Origin of the sequence: Halopenitus persicus, assembly GCF_900107205.1 — an archaeon.
GTDB classification, from domain to species: Archaea; Halobacteriota; Halobacteria; order Halobacteriales; family Haloferacaceae; genus Halopenitus; species Halopenitus persicus.
The window spans coordinates 247297-263281 of record NZ_FNPC01000002.1 but is presented as its reverse complement, the minus strand read 5'-3'; the positions used below and the strand labels follow the sequence as shown (position 1 = coordinate 263281).

The following is a 15985-nucleotide window of genomic DNA, read 5'->3' as shown; positions in this document are numbered from 1 at the left end:
GGTCACTGGAACTCCGGTTCGCGGTCGTTGCGGAAGGCGTCCACGCCCTCGATCACGTCGTCCGTCGTCGTCAGCAGGCCGAAGCCCTGGCTCTCCATCGCGAGGCCGGCCTCGAGGCTGGCGTTTTGCCCCTCGTTGATCACCTTCTTGGCGACCTTCAGCGCCGTCTTGGGCCCGGTCGCGATGTCATCGACGAACTCGCCGACGACGTCCTCGAACTCCTCGCCGGGGACGGCGCGGTTGAGGATGCCCCAGTCGGCCGCCCGCTCGGCGGAGATGTGGTTGCCGCGGAAGACGAGCTCCTTCGCGCGCGTTTCGCCGACGATCCGGGTGAGCCGCTGGGTGCCGCCGCCGCCGGGGATCAGCCCGAGGTCGATCTCGGGGCTCCCGAGCGTTGAACGCTCGGAGGCGATCCGGAGGTCACACGCCAGCGAGAGCTCGAGCCCGCCGCCCAGACAGAAGCCGTCGATCTTCGCGATCGTCGGGCGGGGGAACTCGTGGACGGTCTCGATCGACTCCTCGACGTCCATGATCTCGGTGGGCGCGTTCGTGAGGAAGCCGGTGATGTCGGCACCGGCGGAGAACTGGTCGCCGGCTCCCGAGAAGACCACGCAGGAGACGTCCTCGACGGGCGCGTCCTCGAGTGCGCGCTGGACCTCGGCGAACATCTCCTCGGAGAACGCGTTCAGCCGCTCGGGGCGGTCGAACTCGATCGAGAGCACGCCGCGGTCGTCGAGGTCGACGTTGAGGAACTGGTAGGGCCACTGACCGTGGTAGTCGTAGAAGCCGACGCCGGCGTCCTCGCCGGTCTTGCCCGCCTCGACGAGCTCGACGAGGTGGTCGGCCGGCTCGTAGCGCGCCTCGCCGTACTCCTCGTGGAGCGACCGGAGCTTCTCGAGGACGACGTCGAGGCCGATCCGGTCGCCGAGCCGGCAGACGCCGATCGGGAACCGGCCGCCGAGCCGGATGCCGAGGTCGACGTCCTCCGCGGTGGCGACGCCCTCGCCGATGAGCCTGGCGGCCTCGTTTATCATCCGCGCCTCGACGCGGAGGGTATCGAAGCCCTCGCGGTCGTGGAAGTCGTAGGTCGTCCCCTCGCCGTCCTCGTACTCGTAGAAGCCGGTGCCGGTCTTGCGGCCGAGTTCGTCGTTCTCGACCTTGCGCTCGATCGGCGGCGGCGCCTCGTACCGGGAGTCCTCACGGAAGTGGTAGCCGATGTCGATCCCGCTGTAGTCGGACAGCTCGAAGGGCCCCATCGGATAGCCGCGCCGGTAGACCATCGCCGCGTCGGCCCCCTCGATCGTGGTCGATCCCTCCTCGAGCATCCAGGCCGGCTCCTCCATAAAGGGTACGAGGACGTTGTTGACGACGAAGCCGTGGACGTCCTTCTTGACGTCGATGGGGGTCTTGCCGACCGAGTCGGCGTACTCGTGCATCGTCTCGATCGTCTCCGCGCTGGTCTCCTCGCCGTGGACGACCTCGATGAGGTCCATCCGGATGGGCGGGTTGAAGTAGTGCGTCCCGACGACCTGCTCGGGCCGGTCCGTCGCGGTCGCCATCTCGGTGATGGAGAGCCCCGAGGTGTTGCTCGCGAGGATGGCGTGGTCGGGGGCGTACTCGTCGACCTCGGCGAAGGTGTCCTTCTTGATCGACATCCGCTCGGGAACGGCCTCGATCACGAGGTCGGCGTCCGCGACGGCGTCCTCGAGGTCGGTAGTGCCCTCGACGCGCGCGAAGACGTCCTCGGCGGACTCGTCGATCCGTCCCTTCTCCGCGAGCTTCCCGAGACTCCACTCGATCTGTTCGAGCCCGTCCTCCACGAGCTCGTCCTCCAGGTCGCGGACGACGACGTCGTAGCCGCCGATCGCCGCGACCTCGGCGATACCGTGTCCCATACTGCCCGCGCCCAACACCGCGACGCGGTCGATAGTCTCGACGGTCATCATCCGTACTTCGTTAACACACGCCTTCAAACTTGTGGTTAAAATACACAGTATGAAATATATCCGCGTTTCTGGGATATACTGTTAAGCAGCTGCGGGCATACAGGATGCTATCGGTCGGCGCTTCAGCCCAACGAACCGACGCGAAAACCGACGTGGCCGGAGTCGACCGACCGATGACGTCACACCCCGAGATGCGTCTGCCGCAGCTCGTCGTCCTCGCGGAGCCGATCGGTCGTGACCTCCTCGACGAGCCGTCCCTCGTCCAGGATGTAGTGGCGATCCGCGATCGACATCGCGGTCGCGACGTTCTGTTCGACGATCAGGACCGTCACGCCGCGCTCCTCGTTGATGCGGGCGACGACGTCCTCGAGCCGTTCGACGATCTGCGGGGCGAGCCCCTCGCAGGGTTCATCGAGCAGCATCAACTCCGGGTTCGACACGAGCGCGCGGGCGATCGCGAGCATCTGCTGTTCGCCGCCGCTCATGTTCTTCGCGTGCCGGTCGCGCATCGCGTCGAGCTCGGGGAACAGATCGAACATCTCCTCGGCCGGAAGCGGGTCATCGGCCGACGAAGCGGCGATGTGGATGTTCTCGGCCACGGTCAATCTGGGGAACAGCTGTCGCTCCTCGGGGACGAAGCTGATCCCCAGGTCCGCCCGGTCGTAGCTGGCGGTCTCGAGGAGCTCGGTGTCGCGATAGCGGATCGACCCGCCGATGATCCGGGGCAGGTCCGCGCCCATGATCGCCCGCATCGTGGTCGTCTTGCCCGCCCCGTTGCGGCCGAGCAGTCCGACCGCCTCGCCCTCCTCGATCTCGAAGTCGACGCCGAAGAGGATCTGGCCGGTCTCGTATCCGGCCTCCAGATCCGACACGTCGAGGAGGCTCACGGCGATCCCTCCTCGTCGCGTTCGCCGAGGTACGCCTCCTGTACCTCGTCGTCGTCGCGGATCTCGGCGGGCGTGCCGGTCGTCAGTACCTCGCCACGGTGCAGAACCGTGATCCGGTCGCTTCGTGAGAGGACGATGTTCATGTCGTGTTCGATCAGCAGCAGCGTGAGCCCGAGCTCGGACTGGATGTCCTCGATGAGGTCGGCAGTGGTCTCCGTCTCCGCCGCGCCGAGCCCGCTCGTGGGCTCGTCGAGCAGGAGCACGCTCGGGTCGGTCGCAAGCGCCATCGCGATCCCCAGCCGGCGTTGGTCGCCGTGCGAGAGGTTCTTGGCGGTTTCGTCGGCCAGATCCTCGAGTTCGGTCAGCTCGAGGACCTCGCGGGCGCGCTCGGTCGCGACGTCGCGGCCGCGCCCGAGGAGGTCCAGCGAGAAGGCCCCCTGCTCGGCGGTCTGGGCGACGATCCGGACGTTCTCGTGGACGGTCTGTTCGGTGAACAGCTGGTTCGACTGGAACGACCGGACGAGCCCGTCGTGTGGTCGGGCGTGCTGGGGCGTCTCGGTGATCTCCTCGCCGTGGAGGTAGACGGATCCCGCGGTCGGCTCGAGCGCGTTCGTCAGGACGTTGAAGAACGTGGTCTTGCCCGCGCCGTTCGGACCGATGATGGCCCGGAGCTCGCCCTCCGGAACGGCGAGGTCGACCCCGCCGACCGCGGTGAGCTCGCCGAACCGCTTCGTGAGCCCGCGCGCGCCGAGGGCCGCCTCGGCCGGGTCGATCGACTCGCGGTCGGCCGTCGATGCGTCCGGGTCGGTCGTGGATGGGTCGGTCGTCGCTGAATCGGTCATTCACTGATCACCTCGGCGAGTCGGTCGCGGATGCGGTCGGCGATCGACCGGACGAATCCCCACAGTCCCCGCTGGGGCGAAAGCACGATCACGACCACGAACAGGAACCCGAAGAAGAACCGCCAGTAACCCAGGATCGGGCCGACGTCGACGGTCCCAACGAGCGGGATCGCCACCATCTCGAGGTTCGTGAGATATTCCCGGGCGAAGAACCAGGAGAACGCGCCGGCGATCGGCCCGAAGAAGTAGCTTATTCCCCCGAAGATCGACATCAGGATGACCTCCGCGCCGGTCATCATCCCGAAGTTCTCGAGTGACGCCCCGGAGTTCCGGATCACCAGCAGCGTGCCGGCGACCGCGGAGAAGACCCCGGAGAGGGTGAACGCCCAGGTCTGATACCGGGCGGTCGAGATCCCCATCGCCCGCGCGAGCTCCTCGTTGTCGCGGATGGCGACGAGGGTCCGGCCGAACGGGGACCGGACGATCTGCCAGAGCGCGAGCATCGCGATGACGAAGACCAGCGCGACGAAGTAGTAGAGCTCGAACTCGCCGCCGCCGAGCTGGACGACGCTTCGACCCCGGAAGCTCTCGATCCAGGCCGGCGTCGTGTCGGAGCGCAGCCCGTCCGCCCCGCCGGTCAGCCCGAACGGATCGGCGTTGACGACGAAGTGGATCGCCTCCGCGAACGCGAGCGTCAGCATCGCGAAATAGATCTCGCCGTAGCCGACGATGAGCCGGGCGATCCCGTAGGCGATCAGTCCGGCGACGATCACGCCGATCGGCGCGGCGACGAAGTACGGGAGATCGAAGTGCCGGATCCCGATCGCGACCCCGTAAATGCCCGTACCGAGGAAGATGGCGTGGCCGAACGAGAGCAGGCCGCTGTAGCCGTACAGGAGGTTGAACGCGGCCGCGAACAGCATCCATATCAGCATCGCCGAAGCGATGTAGCTGCTCCCCAACAGGGCGTCGTGGGCGATGACCGGCCGCAGCAGGACCACCAGCAGCAGGATCCCGATCGGAACGCGATAGCGGCTGAGAGCATTGCGCAGTCGGTCGCGACCGGCGGCTGCCGGTTCGCTCGCGTCGCTCATTCGAGTAACCCCTCCTCGCCGAAGAGGCCGCGCGGGCGAACGAGCAGGACGCCGATCATCACGAGGAACGGCATCAGCCCGCCGATCCCGGAGACGTAGAGCCATTCAAGCCCGGTCACGGTCGTGACCGCACGCAGCATCACCGGGGTCACGAAAACCGCGACGCCGATCAACAGTGCGCTCACGACGCTCCCGAAGATGCTCCCGAGCCCGCCGACGACGATGACGACGAACGCGAGGATCACGAAGTCCATCCCCATCCCCAGATCCATCCCGACCTCGGCACCCCGAAGCACGCCGCTGAGTCCGGCGATCGCCGTGCCGAGGAAGAAGACGATGGTGAAGCGCTTGGGAATGTCGATGCCGAGGAACTCGGCCATCTGCTGGTCCTGGAGTCCGGCCCGGATCGAGAGGCCGAAGTCGGTGCGGTACATCAACAGGAAGAGGCCGACGACGACGACCGCACCGACCGCAGCGGTGAACAGCCGCGTGGTCGCGATCTCGAGGAAGCCAACCTGCACTGAGGCACGCAACACGGCCGGGGGATCGAAGCTGAGGGGCGTGCCGCCCCACTGCGCGCGGGTCGCCTCCTCGAGCATCAGTTCGATCCCGAAGGTGGCAAGCAGGCCGATGAGCGGGTCCTCACCGTACAGCCGGCGGAGGACCGTCACCTCCATCAGCACGCCGATCAGTCCGACGCCGATCGGGACGGCGATCAGCGCGACCCAGAAGGGGAGCTCGAACAGCGCGACGACCTGATAGGCCCCGTAGGCCCCGATCATGAAGAGCGCGCCGTGTGCGAAGTTGACGACGCCGAGCAGCCCCAAGATCAGCGAGAGTCCCAACGCGATCATCATCAGGATCATCCCGTAGACGAGTCCGCCGACGAGGTTGCTGATGAACAGCCCCGGGCGGACGGCGAGAGTAACGATGACCACCGCGAGGAGCGCGAGTCCCGCGATCAGCCACGGGACCGAGGGGAGCTCGTCGGGCGTCGACGCGAGTGTAGCGGCCGACATCGATCCCTACAGCTCACACTCGGCGCTCGGTTCCCCGGCCGCCTCCTCGCCGGGCATCCGGTCGATGACCTCGAACCAACGGTTGGGGTCGGACTCCATGTCCTCGACCGCCCGCCCCGCGCTGGCGTAGACCGGCTGGACGAGCTGGTGGTCCGCGGCGCGCCAGTAGAGCGGTTCCTCGGCGGGCTGGAGCGCCTGGACGCGCTCGCTTTCGACCTCGTGGCCCTCCAGCTCGTTTTTGATCGCCTCGCCGTCGGTCGAGTCGGCCCGAACGGCGGCGCGCACGAGCTGGTCGACGGACGTGTAGCCCATGTAGTGTCGGACGTACGGCTCGTGTTCGGAGATCTCCCGGATCTCGGCGATCCAGTCCTGTGGAACGTCGAGGGAGGGCAGCCACCCCTGGCTGGCGACGTCGATCGCGGCGGCGGCCTCCTGGCTGACGCCCCAGAGGTTCACGTCCTCGAGCTGGTGCATCGCGATCGTGTAGTCCTGCTCGAGCCCGACGCTGAGCAGCTGGTTCATCGACGTGCGCTGGTCGAGCCCGGCGACCAGCAGCGCGATCCCGTCCGGGTTGGCCTCGTCGGCCGTGTTGAGGTAGGACGTGTAGTCGTCCGCCGGGAACGGAACGGCCGAGGAGCCGATGACGTTCGAGCCGTTCTCCTCGAGGATCTCCGTGAAGGCGGTCTCGGCGGTCTGTCCCCACGTGTAATCCGAGTAGAGGATGTACCAGTCGTCCGCCTGTTCGGCCATCTGGGGCGCGGCGACGGACGCCTGCATCGAGTTCCCGGAGTAGGTCGCGAACATGTACTCCGAACACTCCGCGCCGGTGATGTCGTCGGAGGCGCCGTGGGGACAGAACGGGACGCGATTGCTCGATCCCCACGACCCCATCGCGATCCCGACCGCGGAGGAGACGCCGCCGTAGGCGGCGTGGACGCCGTCCTCGACGACCATCCCCTCGAGGCGCGACACGGCGACCGACGGGTCGACCTCGGTGTCCGCGGTGACGAGGTCGATCGAGACGTCGAGCTCCTCCTCGAGGTGGCGGATCGCCAGTTGTCCGCCGTCCCGCTCGGCCTCGCCGTTGGGCGCGAACGCGCCGCTCAGGGCCGTCGGACAGCCGATCGTGATCTCGAGCGTGTCGCCCGTGCTCCCTGCCGTCGCGCCGTTGCCGTTGCCGCCACCGTTTCCGTTTCCACCGCCGTTGCCGTTACCGCCGCCGTTGCCGCCGCCATTGCCCATACATCCGGCGAATCCGAACGTTCCAGCCGCGGTTGCGGCCCCGCCGAGACGTCGCAGCACTTGTCGCCTGTTAGATCGTGACATTCTGAACGCCTATTCCGGATGCCACAATAAATAACTTTGGTAACTATATTCCGATTTGCGGACAGAGTGTTAACCGAAGGGGCGGGGAGCCCCGAATATCGAACGATCGTGCACTCGTTCGCGCCTCTCTACTTCCAACGAAACCATTGATCGCGATGGAACCGAACGACCGGTCAGGGATCCCGGACGGCGCGAGACGGCGATCATCCGAAGACACGGGGGCCAACCGGGAGAGCCGCATCGCCGGGAGCGCATCGCGCCTATCCATCACCGGTCGACCACCGGCCCGGGAAGACCGCTAACCGGCCCGGGAAGACCGCTACTCTCATTGCGTGCGCGGGCGGATCCGAGCGCGTGTACTGGCTCGAACTCGCCGGGGAGGAGGACGCGTTCGCGACCTACGAGGCCGACTGTCTGACGCCGGGCGCCGAGCTCCTCGCGCCCGGGATCGCTCGCGCCGGCCGAGTCGGCGAGGAGGTCAGGCGGCTCGCATACACGCGGGCCGCCCACCGGGCGATCGGTCGAAGCGACGCGACGGTCGAGGGGGCCGTCGCCGCGTTGCAAGCGGCGAGCCTCGACCGGACCGGCAGCGTCGCCGTTCGGGCACGCGACGTGCGCGGCACGGCCGACGTCTCGACCGAGCGCGCGGAGCGCGACCTCGGGCAGGTACTGGTCGACCGCGGGTTCACCGTCGACCTCGACGACCCGGACCACGTCCTGCGTGCGCTGTTCGCGGCCGGGGATCGCGCCGACCACCGGTCCGTGTCGGGCGCCGACGGGGAGTCGGCGGCGGTCTGTGCGCTGGGCTGGCGGACGGTCGTCGCCGACCGGGACTTCGCGCCCAAGCCGACGGACCGGCCGTTCTTCCAACCCGGGAGCATGGCCCCGGCCGACGCTCGAGCGTACGTGAACCTCGCCGGGGCCGGTCCGGGGCGGACGCTGCTCGATCCGATGTGCGGCACCGGCGGGATCCCGATCGAAGCGGGGCTCGTCGGCGCCCGCGTCGTGGCGGCGGACGCACAGCCGAAGATGGTCGCGGGGACGCGTCGGAACCTCGACGCGCTGTTGGGCGGCTCGGGAGCCGGAACCGGCGAGGCGGCCGCCGCGATCCCCGACTGGGACGTCCTTCGGGGGGACGCGACGCGGTCGCCGGTCGCCGACGACGCCGTCGACTGCGTCGTCTTCGATGCCCCGTACGGGCGACAGTCGAAGATCGAGCGCCACGATCTGGCCGATCTGGTGGCGGACGCGCTCGCCGAGGCGAACCGGACCAGCGACCGGGCGGTGCTGATCGCCGACCGCGACTGGCGCGCGGCGGCGACGGACGCCGGCTGGCGCGTCGCGGCCGGGTTCCGGCGGCGCGTCCACCGGTCGTTGACGCGACACGTGCTCGTGTTGACCGACGATCCGCCGACGGAAGCGTCCCGATAGTGAAACCCGACGCCGGAATTCCGGACGCCTCGGGTCGACTGCCGGGGCGTTTCACTTTCACCGACGATCCGGGGAACGATTAAGTGCGCTGGGTCACGTGGTGTAGACGATGACCGGGGACCCGGACGGGATGCTCTCGTGGGACGAGTCCGTCTTCCGCGACGAGCACGTCTTCGAGATCGATTACGTTCCGGAGACGTTCAACCACCGCGAGAGCCAGGTCGAGAGCCTGAAGTACGCGCTCCGGCCGGCCGCACGCGGGTCCCGACCGCTGAACACGATGGTCCGCGGTCCTCCCGGCACGGGAAAGACGACCGCGATCCAGAAGCTGTTCGGCGAGCTCGCCGCCCGGACCGACGTCCGGACCGCACACGTCAACTGCCAGGTCGACTCGACCCGGTACGCGGTCTTCTCGCGGCTCTTCGAGCACCTCTTCGAGTACGAGCCGCCCTCCTCGGGGATCTCCTTCAAGAAACTGTTCGGCCAGATAACCGACCGGCTGATCGACGAGGACGAGGTGCTCGTCGTGGCGCTGGACGACGTGAACTACCTGTTCTACGAGAACGAGGCCTCCGACACGCTCTACTCGATGCTGCGAGCCCACGAGACCCACTCGGGCGCGAAGATCGGCGTGATCGTGGTCTCCTCGGACCTCGGGCTCGACGTGATCGACGAGCTCGACGCGCGCGTCCAGTCGGTGTTCCGCCCGGAGGAGGTCTACTTCCCCGTCTACGACGTGACCGAGATCGCCGACATCCTCGGCGAACGTGCCGCCCGCGGGTTCCACGACGGCGTCCTCGACCGGCCGGAGCTCGAGCAGGTCGCGGAGCTGACCGCCGAGAACGGCGACCTCCGCGTCGGGATCGACCTCCTCCGGCGGGCGGGACTCAACGCCGAGATGCGCGCCTCGAAGACGATCGCGGCCGAGGACGTCGAGAGCGCCTACGAGAAGTCGAAGTTCGTTCACCTCTCGCGGTCGCTGCGGGGCCTCTCGGCCTCCGAGCGTGCGCTGGTCGAGGTGCTCGTCGAGCACGAGGGCGAGCGCGCCGGCGAGGTCTACGAGGCCTTCGAGGACGAAACGGGGCTCGGCTACACCCGCTATTCGGAGATCATCAACAAGCTCGACCAGCTCGGCGTCATCGAGGCCGAGTACGCCGGCGTCGAGGGACGCGGCCGGTCGCGGACCCTCACGCTGGCGTACGACGCCGAGGCGGTCCTCGACCGGCTGGAGTAAGCAACTCGCGACCCCGGCCGGAGTGACGACGCTTTTCTACGCGCGGGTCGAGAGCACGCGTATGAAGACGACCGGGGGCACGGACGCACAGAAGCGGCGCGCCGGCGAGTCGGCGGCGGCGGCGGTCGAGGACGGCGACGTCGTCGGGCTCGGGACGGGCTCGACGGCGGCGTACGCGATCCGAGCGATCGGGCGGGCGGTCGATTCCGGGCTGGACGTCCGCGGCGTACCGACCTCCTTCGGCGCACGGGCGCTCGCGCGCGATCACGGAGTCCCGATCGTCGAGTTGGACGCGGTCTGCGGGCCGGACAGTCCGGGGATCGACCTCGCGATCGACGGGGCCGACCAGGTCGTTCTCGGGGACGATAGCAACGACGGTACGATCGACGGGAGCGCGACCGACGGAAGTGCGACCGGCGAGGCCGAGACGGACGGCGCCGGCAACGCGTCCGGTGCGCTCATCAAGGGCGGCGGCGCCGCACACGCCCGGGAGAAGGTCGTCGACGCCGCCGCGGACCGGTTCCTCGTGGTCGTCGACCCTTCGAAGCGAACCGACGCCCTCGACGCCGACGTGCCGGTCGAGGTGCTTCCGGAGGCGCGGACGACCGCCGCCGCGGCGATCCGCGATGCCGGCGGGGAGCCGGCGCTGCGACGCGCCGAGCGCAAGGACGGGCCGGTCGTCACTGACAACGGAAACCTCGTCCTGGACTGTTCGTTCGGCCGAATCGCGGATCCGGACCAGCTGGCGGAAACGCTTGCGACCGTTCCCGGCGTGCTCGAGCACGGGATCTTCGTCGACCTCGCGGACGAGATTCACGTCGGAACCGCCGACGGCGTGACGGTTCGGTCCGTCTGACGCGGGACGGCGTGACAGTGCGATCCGGCTGACGCGGGACGGCGTGACGGTTCGATCCGGCTGCTGTGACGTCGCGGTCGCTCGCGGCGAGCCGGCTGCGAAAATACTGAAGGAAGGGGGACCGAGATTACAGGTCGCGCGGCTGGACCGTCTTCCGGTCGTTGGCTTCCGCGCGTCGCGCGGCGTCGGCGAGCAGCTCGTCGACTTCCTCGTCCAGCGCCTCGTAGAAGTCGGAGGCGACGTTCTTCTCATCCAGCGCGTCCTTGACCGCTGCTTTGACAATGAGGTCTGCCATGCGATCGGAGTTAGCCATCGATACTTAATAAGCGTTCCTGAATTCGCCCGATACGAGCCGCGTAAGGGCCGTTCACAGGATTCAAGAGCCTCCGGAATACACACGGTCGCGGATCGATCCGGGAGATCGGTTCCCACCGCCGCACGATCCCGACCGAACCGCCTCCGTCACGCCAGTTCGAGGCGATCGAGAGCACGCAGTTCCGCCGCGACCGAGCACGCAGGCCCGGCGCGACCGTGACCGACAACTACGAGCCGATCGGGGCCGCAACGGCGGATATGCGCGAGGTACTCGACGCGCTCGCGGCCGGCAAGATCGGCGTCCGGGAGGCGGAATCGCGGCTGGCCGGGTACGCGACGACCGATGCCGGGCGGTTCGACGCCGCCCGCGAGACGCGCCGCGGGATCCCCGAGGCGATCCTGGCGGAGGGAAAGACCGCGGCGGAGACTGGCGAGCTCGCACGGACCGCCGTCGAGACCGCGGGACGGGCGATCGTGACCCGGATCGAGACGTCCGTCGCCGAGTCGGTCGCCGCGACCGTGACCGAGGCGGTCCCCGACGCCGAGATCGACCACGACGAGCGAACGCGAACGCTCGTCGCCCGTGCGCCGGAGTTCGACCCGCCGGCGTTGGACGCTCGCGTGAGCGTCGTCACGGGCGGGACGAGCGACGCCCCCGTCGCCGGCGAGGCCGCGATCATCGCCCGCGAGGTGGGCGCCGACGTCGAGCTGATCGAGGACGTCGGGGTCGCCAGCCTCGTTCGGATCGTCGACCAGATCGACCGGGTTCGCGGCGCCGACGTCGTTATCGTCGCCGCCGGCCGGGAGGGCGCGCTCCCGACCGTGGTCGCCGGCCTCGTCGACGCGCCCGTGATCGCGTTGCCGGTCTCGACGGGCTACGGCGTCGGCGGGGAGGGGGAGGCGGCGCTCCACGGCGCGCTCCAGTCGTGTACGGTCGTGACCGCGGTGAACGTCGACGCCGGATTCGTCGCCGGCGCGCAGGCCGGGCTCATCGCGCGCGGCGTCGCGGCGGCACGCGGCGAGCGGACCGACGGAACGACCGGCGGTGGGACCGACGGAACGACCGGCGAGCGGGCCGACGGAACGACCGGCGACGAGACCGACGCCGGGAACGAGACCGAGCCGGCAGACCGATGAGCGACGGCGACGACGCCCAACCGACCGACGGCGACGACGGCCACCACGTGTACGTGCTCGAGTGTGCCGACGGTACCCTGTACACCGGCTACACGACCGACGTCGACCGGCGAGTCGCCGAACACGAGGCCGGCGAGGGTGCCAAATACACCCGCGGTCGGACGCCGGTCGATCTCCGGCACGTGGAGACGTTCGGGACGCGATCGGCGGCGATGTCCCGCGAGTACGCGATCAAGCAGCTGTCCCGCGTCGAGAAGGAGCGGCTTCTCGTGGACGGCGGAGGCGACGGAGGGGACGACGGAGAGCCGCCGCCGACGTCGAAGCAGTCGGATCCGATCGATTAACCGATTGCCCTCCGGAGTGGGTGGTATGCCCACGCTCTGGCTCGTCGATCGGGAGTTCGACTCGAAGGGGCTCGTCAGGCTCACCTACGCGACGACCGACGGGGAGCGGACGTACACGAAGGAGCTGGCCGAACAGCGGCTGTACGCGAGCGGCGGGGTGACCGCCGCGACCGAGGTCGACGAGGACGCGCTCGAGGCGGCCGCGGAGGCGGAGCGGGAGCGGTTCGCCGCCGAGGCGCAGCGAATGGCCGCCGACCACGATCCCGACGAGACGGTCTGAGGAGAGGGACGCAAACGGTCCACTCCGAGTCTTTAAACCGAATCGGGCGCCAAGGGAGGGTCAATGGAACCGACTTCGCTCTCCGGGCTCCCGTCGGGAGTCGGGGAGGCGCTGGAAGCCGAGGGCGTCGCGGAGCTGTATCCGCCGCAGGCCGAGGCCGTCGAGGCGGGGCTGCTCGAGGGGGAGAACCTCGTGGCGGCGGTGCCGACGGCCTCCGGCAAGACGCTGATCGCCGAGCTCGCGATGCTGTCGGCGATCGAGCGCGGCGGAACCGCCTTATATATCGTCCCGCTACGCGCGTTGGCCTCGGAGAAGCGGGCCGAGTTCGAACGGTTCGAGGAGTTCGGGGTGACCGTCGGCGTCTCGACCGGCAACTACGAGTCCGACGGCGAGTGGCTGGCCACCCGGGACGTCATCGTGGCGACCAGCGAGAAGGTGGACTCGCTGATCCGCAACGGCGCGCCCTGGATCGACGACCTCTCCTGCGTCGTCAGCGACGAGATCCATCTAGTCAACGACCGCTCACGGGGACCGACGCTGGAGGTGACGCTCGCGAAGCTGCGCCGGATCAACGAGGGGTTACAGACGGTCGCGCTCTCGGCGACGGTCGGGAACGCCCGGGAGATCGCCGACTGGCTCGACGCCGCCCTGGTCGACTCCGACTGGCGACCGATCGACCTCCGGGTCGGGGTGCACGCGAACGGCGCGATCGACTTCGACGACGGCAGCCGGACGGACGTGCCCGTCGGCGACCCGCCGACCGACGACCAGACCGCGGCGCTCGTCGACGACGCGCTCGACACCGTCGAGGACGGCCGCGGCGGCTCCTCGCTCGTCTTCGTCAACTCCCGGCGCAACGCCGAGTCCGCTGCCCGGAACCTCGCGCGCGTCACCCGGCGGCACCTCGAGGAGGCGGAGCGGGAGGAGCTCGACGCGCTCGCCGAGGAGATCCGGTCGGGTTCGGAGACCGACACCGGCGAGTCGCTCGCCGAGGTGATCGAGGCCGGCGCCGCGTTTCATCACGCCGGTCTCACGTCGGACCAGCGCGCGCTCGTCGAGGACGCGTTCCGCGACCGACTGATCAAGTGCATCTGCGCGACGCCGACGCTCGCCGCCGGCGTGAACACGCCCGCCAGGCGGGTGATCGTCCGCGACTGGCGGCGGTACGACGGGGAGTTCGGCGGGATGAAGCCGCTCGACGCCCTGGAGGTCCACCAGATGTGCGGTCGGGCCGGTCGACCGGGGCTCGATCCCTACGGCGAGGCCGTGCTGCTCGCGAACGACGCCGAGCAGTCCGAGGAGCTGTTCGACCGGTACGTCTGGGCCGACGCGGAGCCGGTCCGGTCGAAGCTCGCCGCCGAACCGGCGCTTCGCACCCACGTCCTCGCGACGATCGCAACCGGATTCGCGTCGACACGGGAAGGGCTCTTCGAGTTCCTCGCGAACACCCTCTACGCCGAACAGGCCGACGACGACCGTCATCTCCGCAGCGTGACCGACGGCGTGGTCGAGTACCTCGTCGCCAACGAGTTCCTCGAACGCGAGCGCGACGGCGGCCGCGAGGCGCTGGCGGCGACGTCGATCGGTCACACCGTCTCGCGGCTCTATCTCGACCCGATGAGCGCGGCCGAGCTGATCGACGGCCTGCGTGCGGCCGGCGGGGGCGGGAGCGCCGCGAGCGACGGCACCGATACACTCGACGCTGATGGCGTCCGATACGCTCCGAGCGAGGATCCGGACGAACAGGCGGACGGCTTCGTGACCTACGGCCGCGTCGACGGCGACGGGAAGGGAGGCGACGGCGAAAGATCCGATGACGGGGCGGCCGCCGCCGCAGCTGGCGACGCCGGGATCGACCTCACGCCGCTGGGGCTCTATCACCTCGTGAGCAGAACGCCGGACATGTACGAGCTGTACCTCAAGTCCGGCGACGAAGAACGGTACACGCAAACGTACTACGAACGCGAAGCCGAGCTGCTCGGGGCGGCCCCCTCGGAGCACGAGGAGGTTCGCTTCGAGGACTGGCTCGCCTCCCTGAAGACGGCCCGCCTCCTCGAGGACTGGGCGACCGAGGTCGACGAGGACCGAATCGCCGAGCGGTACCAGGTCGGCCCGGGCGACGTTCGCGGGAAGGTCGACGCCGCGGAGTGGCTGTTGCGCGCCGCGGAAACGCTGGCCCGCGAGATCGACCTCCCGGAGGCGGCCGTCACGTCGATCCGGGACGCGCGAAAGCGCGTCGAGTACGGCGTTCGCGAGGAGCTGTTGGAGCTGGCCGGCGTCCGAGAGGTCGGACGGAAGCGTGCACGCCGCCTCTACGAGGCCGGGATCGCGTCCCGGGACGACCTCAGGGAGGCCGACAAGGCGACCGTTCTCGGCGCGCTTCGGGGCCGCGAGCGAACCGCCGAGACGATCCTCGAGAACGCGGGCCGCGAGGACCCCTCGATGGACGACGTTCGTCCGGACGCGTCGGCCGCCGCCGCGGCGACGGCGGGTGCCGGGACCGAGGAGGACGAGGACGGGCAGTCGAACCTCGGTGATTTCCGATGACCGACGATCGATCGAACCGAGCGAGCGTGGCGGACGACGACGGACCGACCGCAGCGGACGACGACGAACCGGCCGCGACAGCAGGCAACGGCGGACCGCCTGGGACGGCGACCGGCGACTATCCGGTGCCACACCTGCTCGCCGGCGGCCTCGCCGTCGAGAAACTGGATTCGTTCCTCGGGACGGTCCGGACGATCCGCGAGGAGACGGGAACCGTGGTCCAGGTCGTCGACGCACGGTACGTCGTCTCCCGAACCCACCTCGACCGGGCGGTCGCACGCGCCGAGCGAGCCGTCGACCGCGACGAGGCGGTCGCGAGCGACCGGGCCGTCGAGGTCCTGTTGTACGCGGCCGGCCGGCGACAGATCGACGAGGCACTCGAGATGGGCGTCGAGGAGGGTGAGACGGCCGCGATCGCGGTCGTCTACTCGCCGGACGCGGCGTCACCGGGAACGGCGAGGTCAGGGGACGGGACGACGTCGCAGGCGGACACGACGCCACACGGGGTCTCGCAAGCCATCGATCGACTCGCGCAGCGGTTCGACGCCGTCACGATTCACCCGCCCGGCGACCGGGAGGAGGTCGAAACGTGGCTCGCGGACGTGACCGACTCGGAGCGCGTTCGGTCGTTCCACGACGTCACGGAGACCGAACTCGAGGCGACCCTGGGCACGCTCGCCGACGTGGTCGAGGAACGCGTGGCGTTGCTGGACGTCGAGAAGTGAGG

Annotated in this window: 15 protein-coding genes; 8 read left to right on the top strand and 7 right to left on the bottom strand. The window is 69.2% G+C overall.

The features are described from left to right. Positions 1-2: 2 nt before the first annotated feature. From BLV25_RS04285 to BLV25_RS04260, 6 genes are all read right to left on the bottom strand, one after another. Positions 3-1943, bottom strand: a complete 1941-nt coding sequence (locus BLV25_RS04285; protein ID WP_039399982.1) for a 3-hydroxyacyl-CoA dehydrogenase/enoyl-CoA hydratase family protein — start codon at positions 1941-1943, stop codon at positions 3-5. Between the two features lie 182 nt (positions 1944-2125). Then, positions 2126-2833, bottom strand: coding sequence for an ABC transporter ATP-binding protein (locus tag BLV25_RS04280; RefSeq protein ID WP_021075011.1), 708 nt, complete (start codon positions 2831-2833; stop codon positions 2126-2128). After that, positions 2830-3675: an ABC transporter ATP-binding protein gene (locus BLV25_RS04275; protein WP_021075012.1), complete on the bottom strand. Its 846-nt coding sequence runs from the start codon at positions 3673-3675 to the stop codon at positions 2830-2832. The genes BLV25_RS04280 and BLV25_RS04275 overlap by 4 nt, the downstream gene beginning before the upstream one ends. Continuing rightward, on the bottom strand, positions 3672-4769 hold the full coding sequence (locus BLV25_RS04270; RefSeq protein ID WP_092731050.1) for a branched-chain amino acid ABC transporter permease: 1098 nt from the start codon (positions 4767-4769) through the stop codon (positions 3672-3674). The genes BLV25_RS04275 and BLV25_RS04270 overlap by 4 nt, the downstream gene beginning before the upstream one ends. Next, positions 4766-5788: a branched-chain amino acid ABC transporter permease gene (locus BLV25_RS04265; RefSeq protein WP_021075014.1), complete on the bottom strand. Its 1023-nt coding sequence runs from the start codon at positions 5786-5788 to the stop codon at positions 4766-4768. The genes BLV25_RS04270 and BLV25_RS04265 overlap by 4 nt, the downstream gene beginning before the upstream one ends. Before the next feature lie 6 nt (positions 5789-5794). Then, the gene (locus BLV25_RS04260) at positions 5795-7114 is read right to left on the bottom strand and encodes an ABC transporter substrate-binding protein (RefSeq protein ID WP_092731048.1); all 1320 of its coding nucleotides are present in this window, start codon (positions 7112-7114) and stop codon (positions 5795-5797) included. A 354-nt stretch (positions 7115-7468) separates the two neighbouring features. On the opposite strand from BLV25_RS04260, the gene BLV25_RS04255 reads away from it, so the two are divergent. The 3 genes from BLV25_RS04255 to rpiA all read left to right on the top strand — a co-directional run bounded on the left by BLV25_RS04255 (position 7469) and on the right by rpiA (position 10635). Further along, on the top strand, positions 7469-8545 hold the full coding sequence (locus BLV25_RS04255) for a TIGR01177 family methyltransferase (RefSeq protein ID WP_092731046.1): 1077 nt from the start codon (positions 7469-7471) through the stop codon (positions 8543-8545). Between the two features lie 109 nt (positions 8546-8654). Continuing rightward, a complete protein-coding gene (locus BLV25_RS04250) occupies positions 8655-9779 on the top strand; it encodes an ORC1-type DNA replication protein (RefSeq protein WP_021075017.1) in 1125 nt (374 codons plus the stop codon). A gap of 61 nt (positions 9780-9840) precedes the next feature. Beyond that, positions 9841-10635 (top strand): ribose 5-phosphate isomerase A, encoded by a 795-nt coding sequence (rpiA, locus tag BLV25_RS04245; protein WP_092731044.1) that lies wholly within the window; start codon positions 9841-9843, stop codon positions 10633-10635. Between the two features lie 127 nt (positions 10636-10762). On the opposite strand, the gene BLV25_RS04240 is transcribed toward rpiA, so the two are convergent. Beyond that, the gene (locus BLV25_RS04240) at positions 10763-10930 is read right to left on the bottom strand and encodes a DUF1931 family protein (protein ID WP_021075019.1); all 168 of its coding nucleotides are present in this window, start codon (positions 10928-10930) and stop codon (positions 10763-10765) included. Positions 10931-11208: 278 nt separating this feature from the next. Between BLV25_RS04240 and larB the strand changes: the two genes are divergently transcribed. The 5 genes from larB (at position 11209) to cgi121 (ending at position 15983) form a co-directional block, all read left to right on the top strand. Then, on the top strand, positions 11209-12087 hold the full coding sequence (larB, locus tag BLV25_RS04235) for a nickel pincer cofactor biosynthesis protein LarB (RefSeq protein WP_092731232.1): 879 nt from the start codon (positions 11209-11211) through the stop codon (positions 12085-12087). Next, positions 12084-12431 carry a GIY-YIG nuclease family protein gene (locus tag BLV25_RS04230; RefSeq protein ID WP_021075021.1) on the top strand — a complete coding sequence of 116 codons (348 nt, stop codon included), beginning with the start codon at positions 12084-12086 and terminating at the stop codon, positions 12429-12431. The genes larB and BLV25_RS04230 overlap by 4 nt, the downstream gene beginning before the upstream one ends. Positions 12432-12456: 25 nt before the next feature. Beyond that, the gene (locus tag BLV25_RS04225) at positions 12457-12711 is read left to right on the top strand and encodes a hypothetical protein (RefSeq protein WP_021075022.1); all 255 of its coding nucleotides are present in this window, start codon (positions 12457-12459) and stop codon (positions 12709-12711) included. 63 nt (positions 12712-12774) lie between these two features. Beyond that, positions 12775-15258, top strand: coding sequence for an ATP-dependent DNA helicase (locus BLV25_RS04220; protein WP_092731042.1), 2484 nt, complete (start codon positions 12775-12777; stop codon positions 15256-15258). After that, positions 15255-15983, top strand: coding sequence for a KEOPS complex subunit Cgi121 (gene cgi121, locus BLV25_RS04215; protein ID WP_092731040.1), 729 nt, complete (start codon positions 15255-15257; stop codon positions 15981-15983). Before BLV25_RS04220 ends, cgi121 begins: the two co-directional genes overlap by 4 nt. The last annotated feature ends 2 nt before the right edge of the window (positions 15984-15985 follow it).

Coding starts and splice junctions, on each gene's coding strand:
- BLV25_RS04220 (WP_092731042.1), top strand. CDS start 12,775: ATGGAACCGACTTCGCTCTCCGGGCTCCCGTCGGGAGTCGGGGAGGCG.
- BLV25_RS04225 (WP_021075022.1), top strand. CDS start 12,457: ATGCCCACGCTCTGGCTCGTCGATCGGGAGTTCGACTCGAAGGGGCTC.
- BLV25_RS04285 (WP_039399982.1), bottom strand. CDS start 1,943: ATGACCGTCGAGACTATCGACCGCGTCGCGGTGTTGGGCGCGGGCAGT.
- cgi121 (WP_092731040.1), top strand. CDS start 15,255: ATGACCGACGATCGATCGAACCGAGCGAGCGTGGCGGACGACGACGGA.
- larB (WP_092731232.1), top strand. CDS start 11,209: ATGCGCGAGGTACTCGACGCGCTCGCGGCCGGCAAGATCGGCGTCCGG.
- BLV25_RS04270 (WP_092731050.1), bottom strand. CDS start 4,769: ATGAGCGACGCGAGCGAACCGGCAGCCGCCGGTCGCGACCGACTGCGC.
- BLV25_RS04240 (WP_021075019.1), bottom strand. CDS start 10,930: ATGGCAGACCTCATTGTCAAAGCAGCGGTCAAGGACGCGCTGGATGAG.
- rpiA (WP_092731044.1), top strand. CDS start 9,841: ATGAAGACGACCGGGGGCACGGACGCACAGAAGCGGCGCGCCGGCGAG.
- BLV25_RS04230 (WP_021075021.1), top strand. CDS start 12,084: ATGAGCGACGGCGACGACGCCCAACCGACCGACGGCGACGACGGCCAC.
- BLV25_RS04275 (WP_021075012.1), bottom strand. CDS start 3,675: ATGACCGATTCAGCGACGACCGACCCATCCACGACCGACCCGGACGCA.
- BLV25_RS04250 (WP_021075017.1), top strand. CDS start 8,655: ATGACCGGGGACCCGGACGGGATGCTCTCGTGGGACGAGTCCGTCTTC.
- BLV25_RS04265 (WP_021075014.1), bottom strand. CDS start 5,788: ATGTCGGCCGCTACACTCGCGTCGACGCCCGACGAGCTCCCCTCGGTC.
- BLV25_RS04260 (WP_092731048.1), bottom strand. CDS start 7,114: ATGTCACGATCTAACAGGCGACAAGTGCTGCGACGTCTCGGCGGGGCC.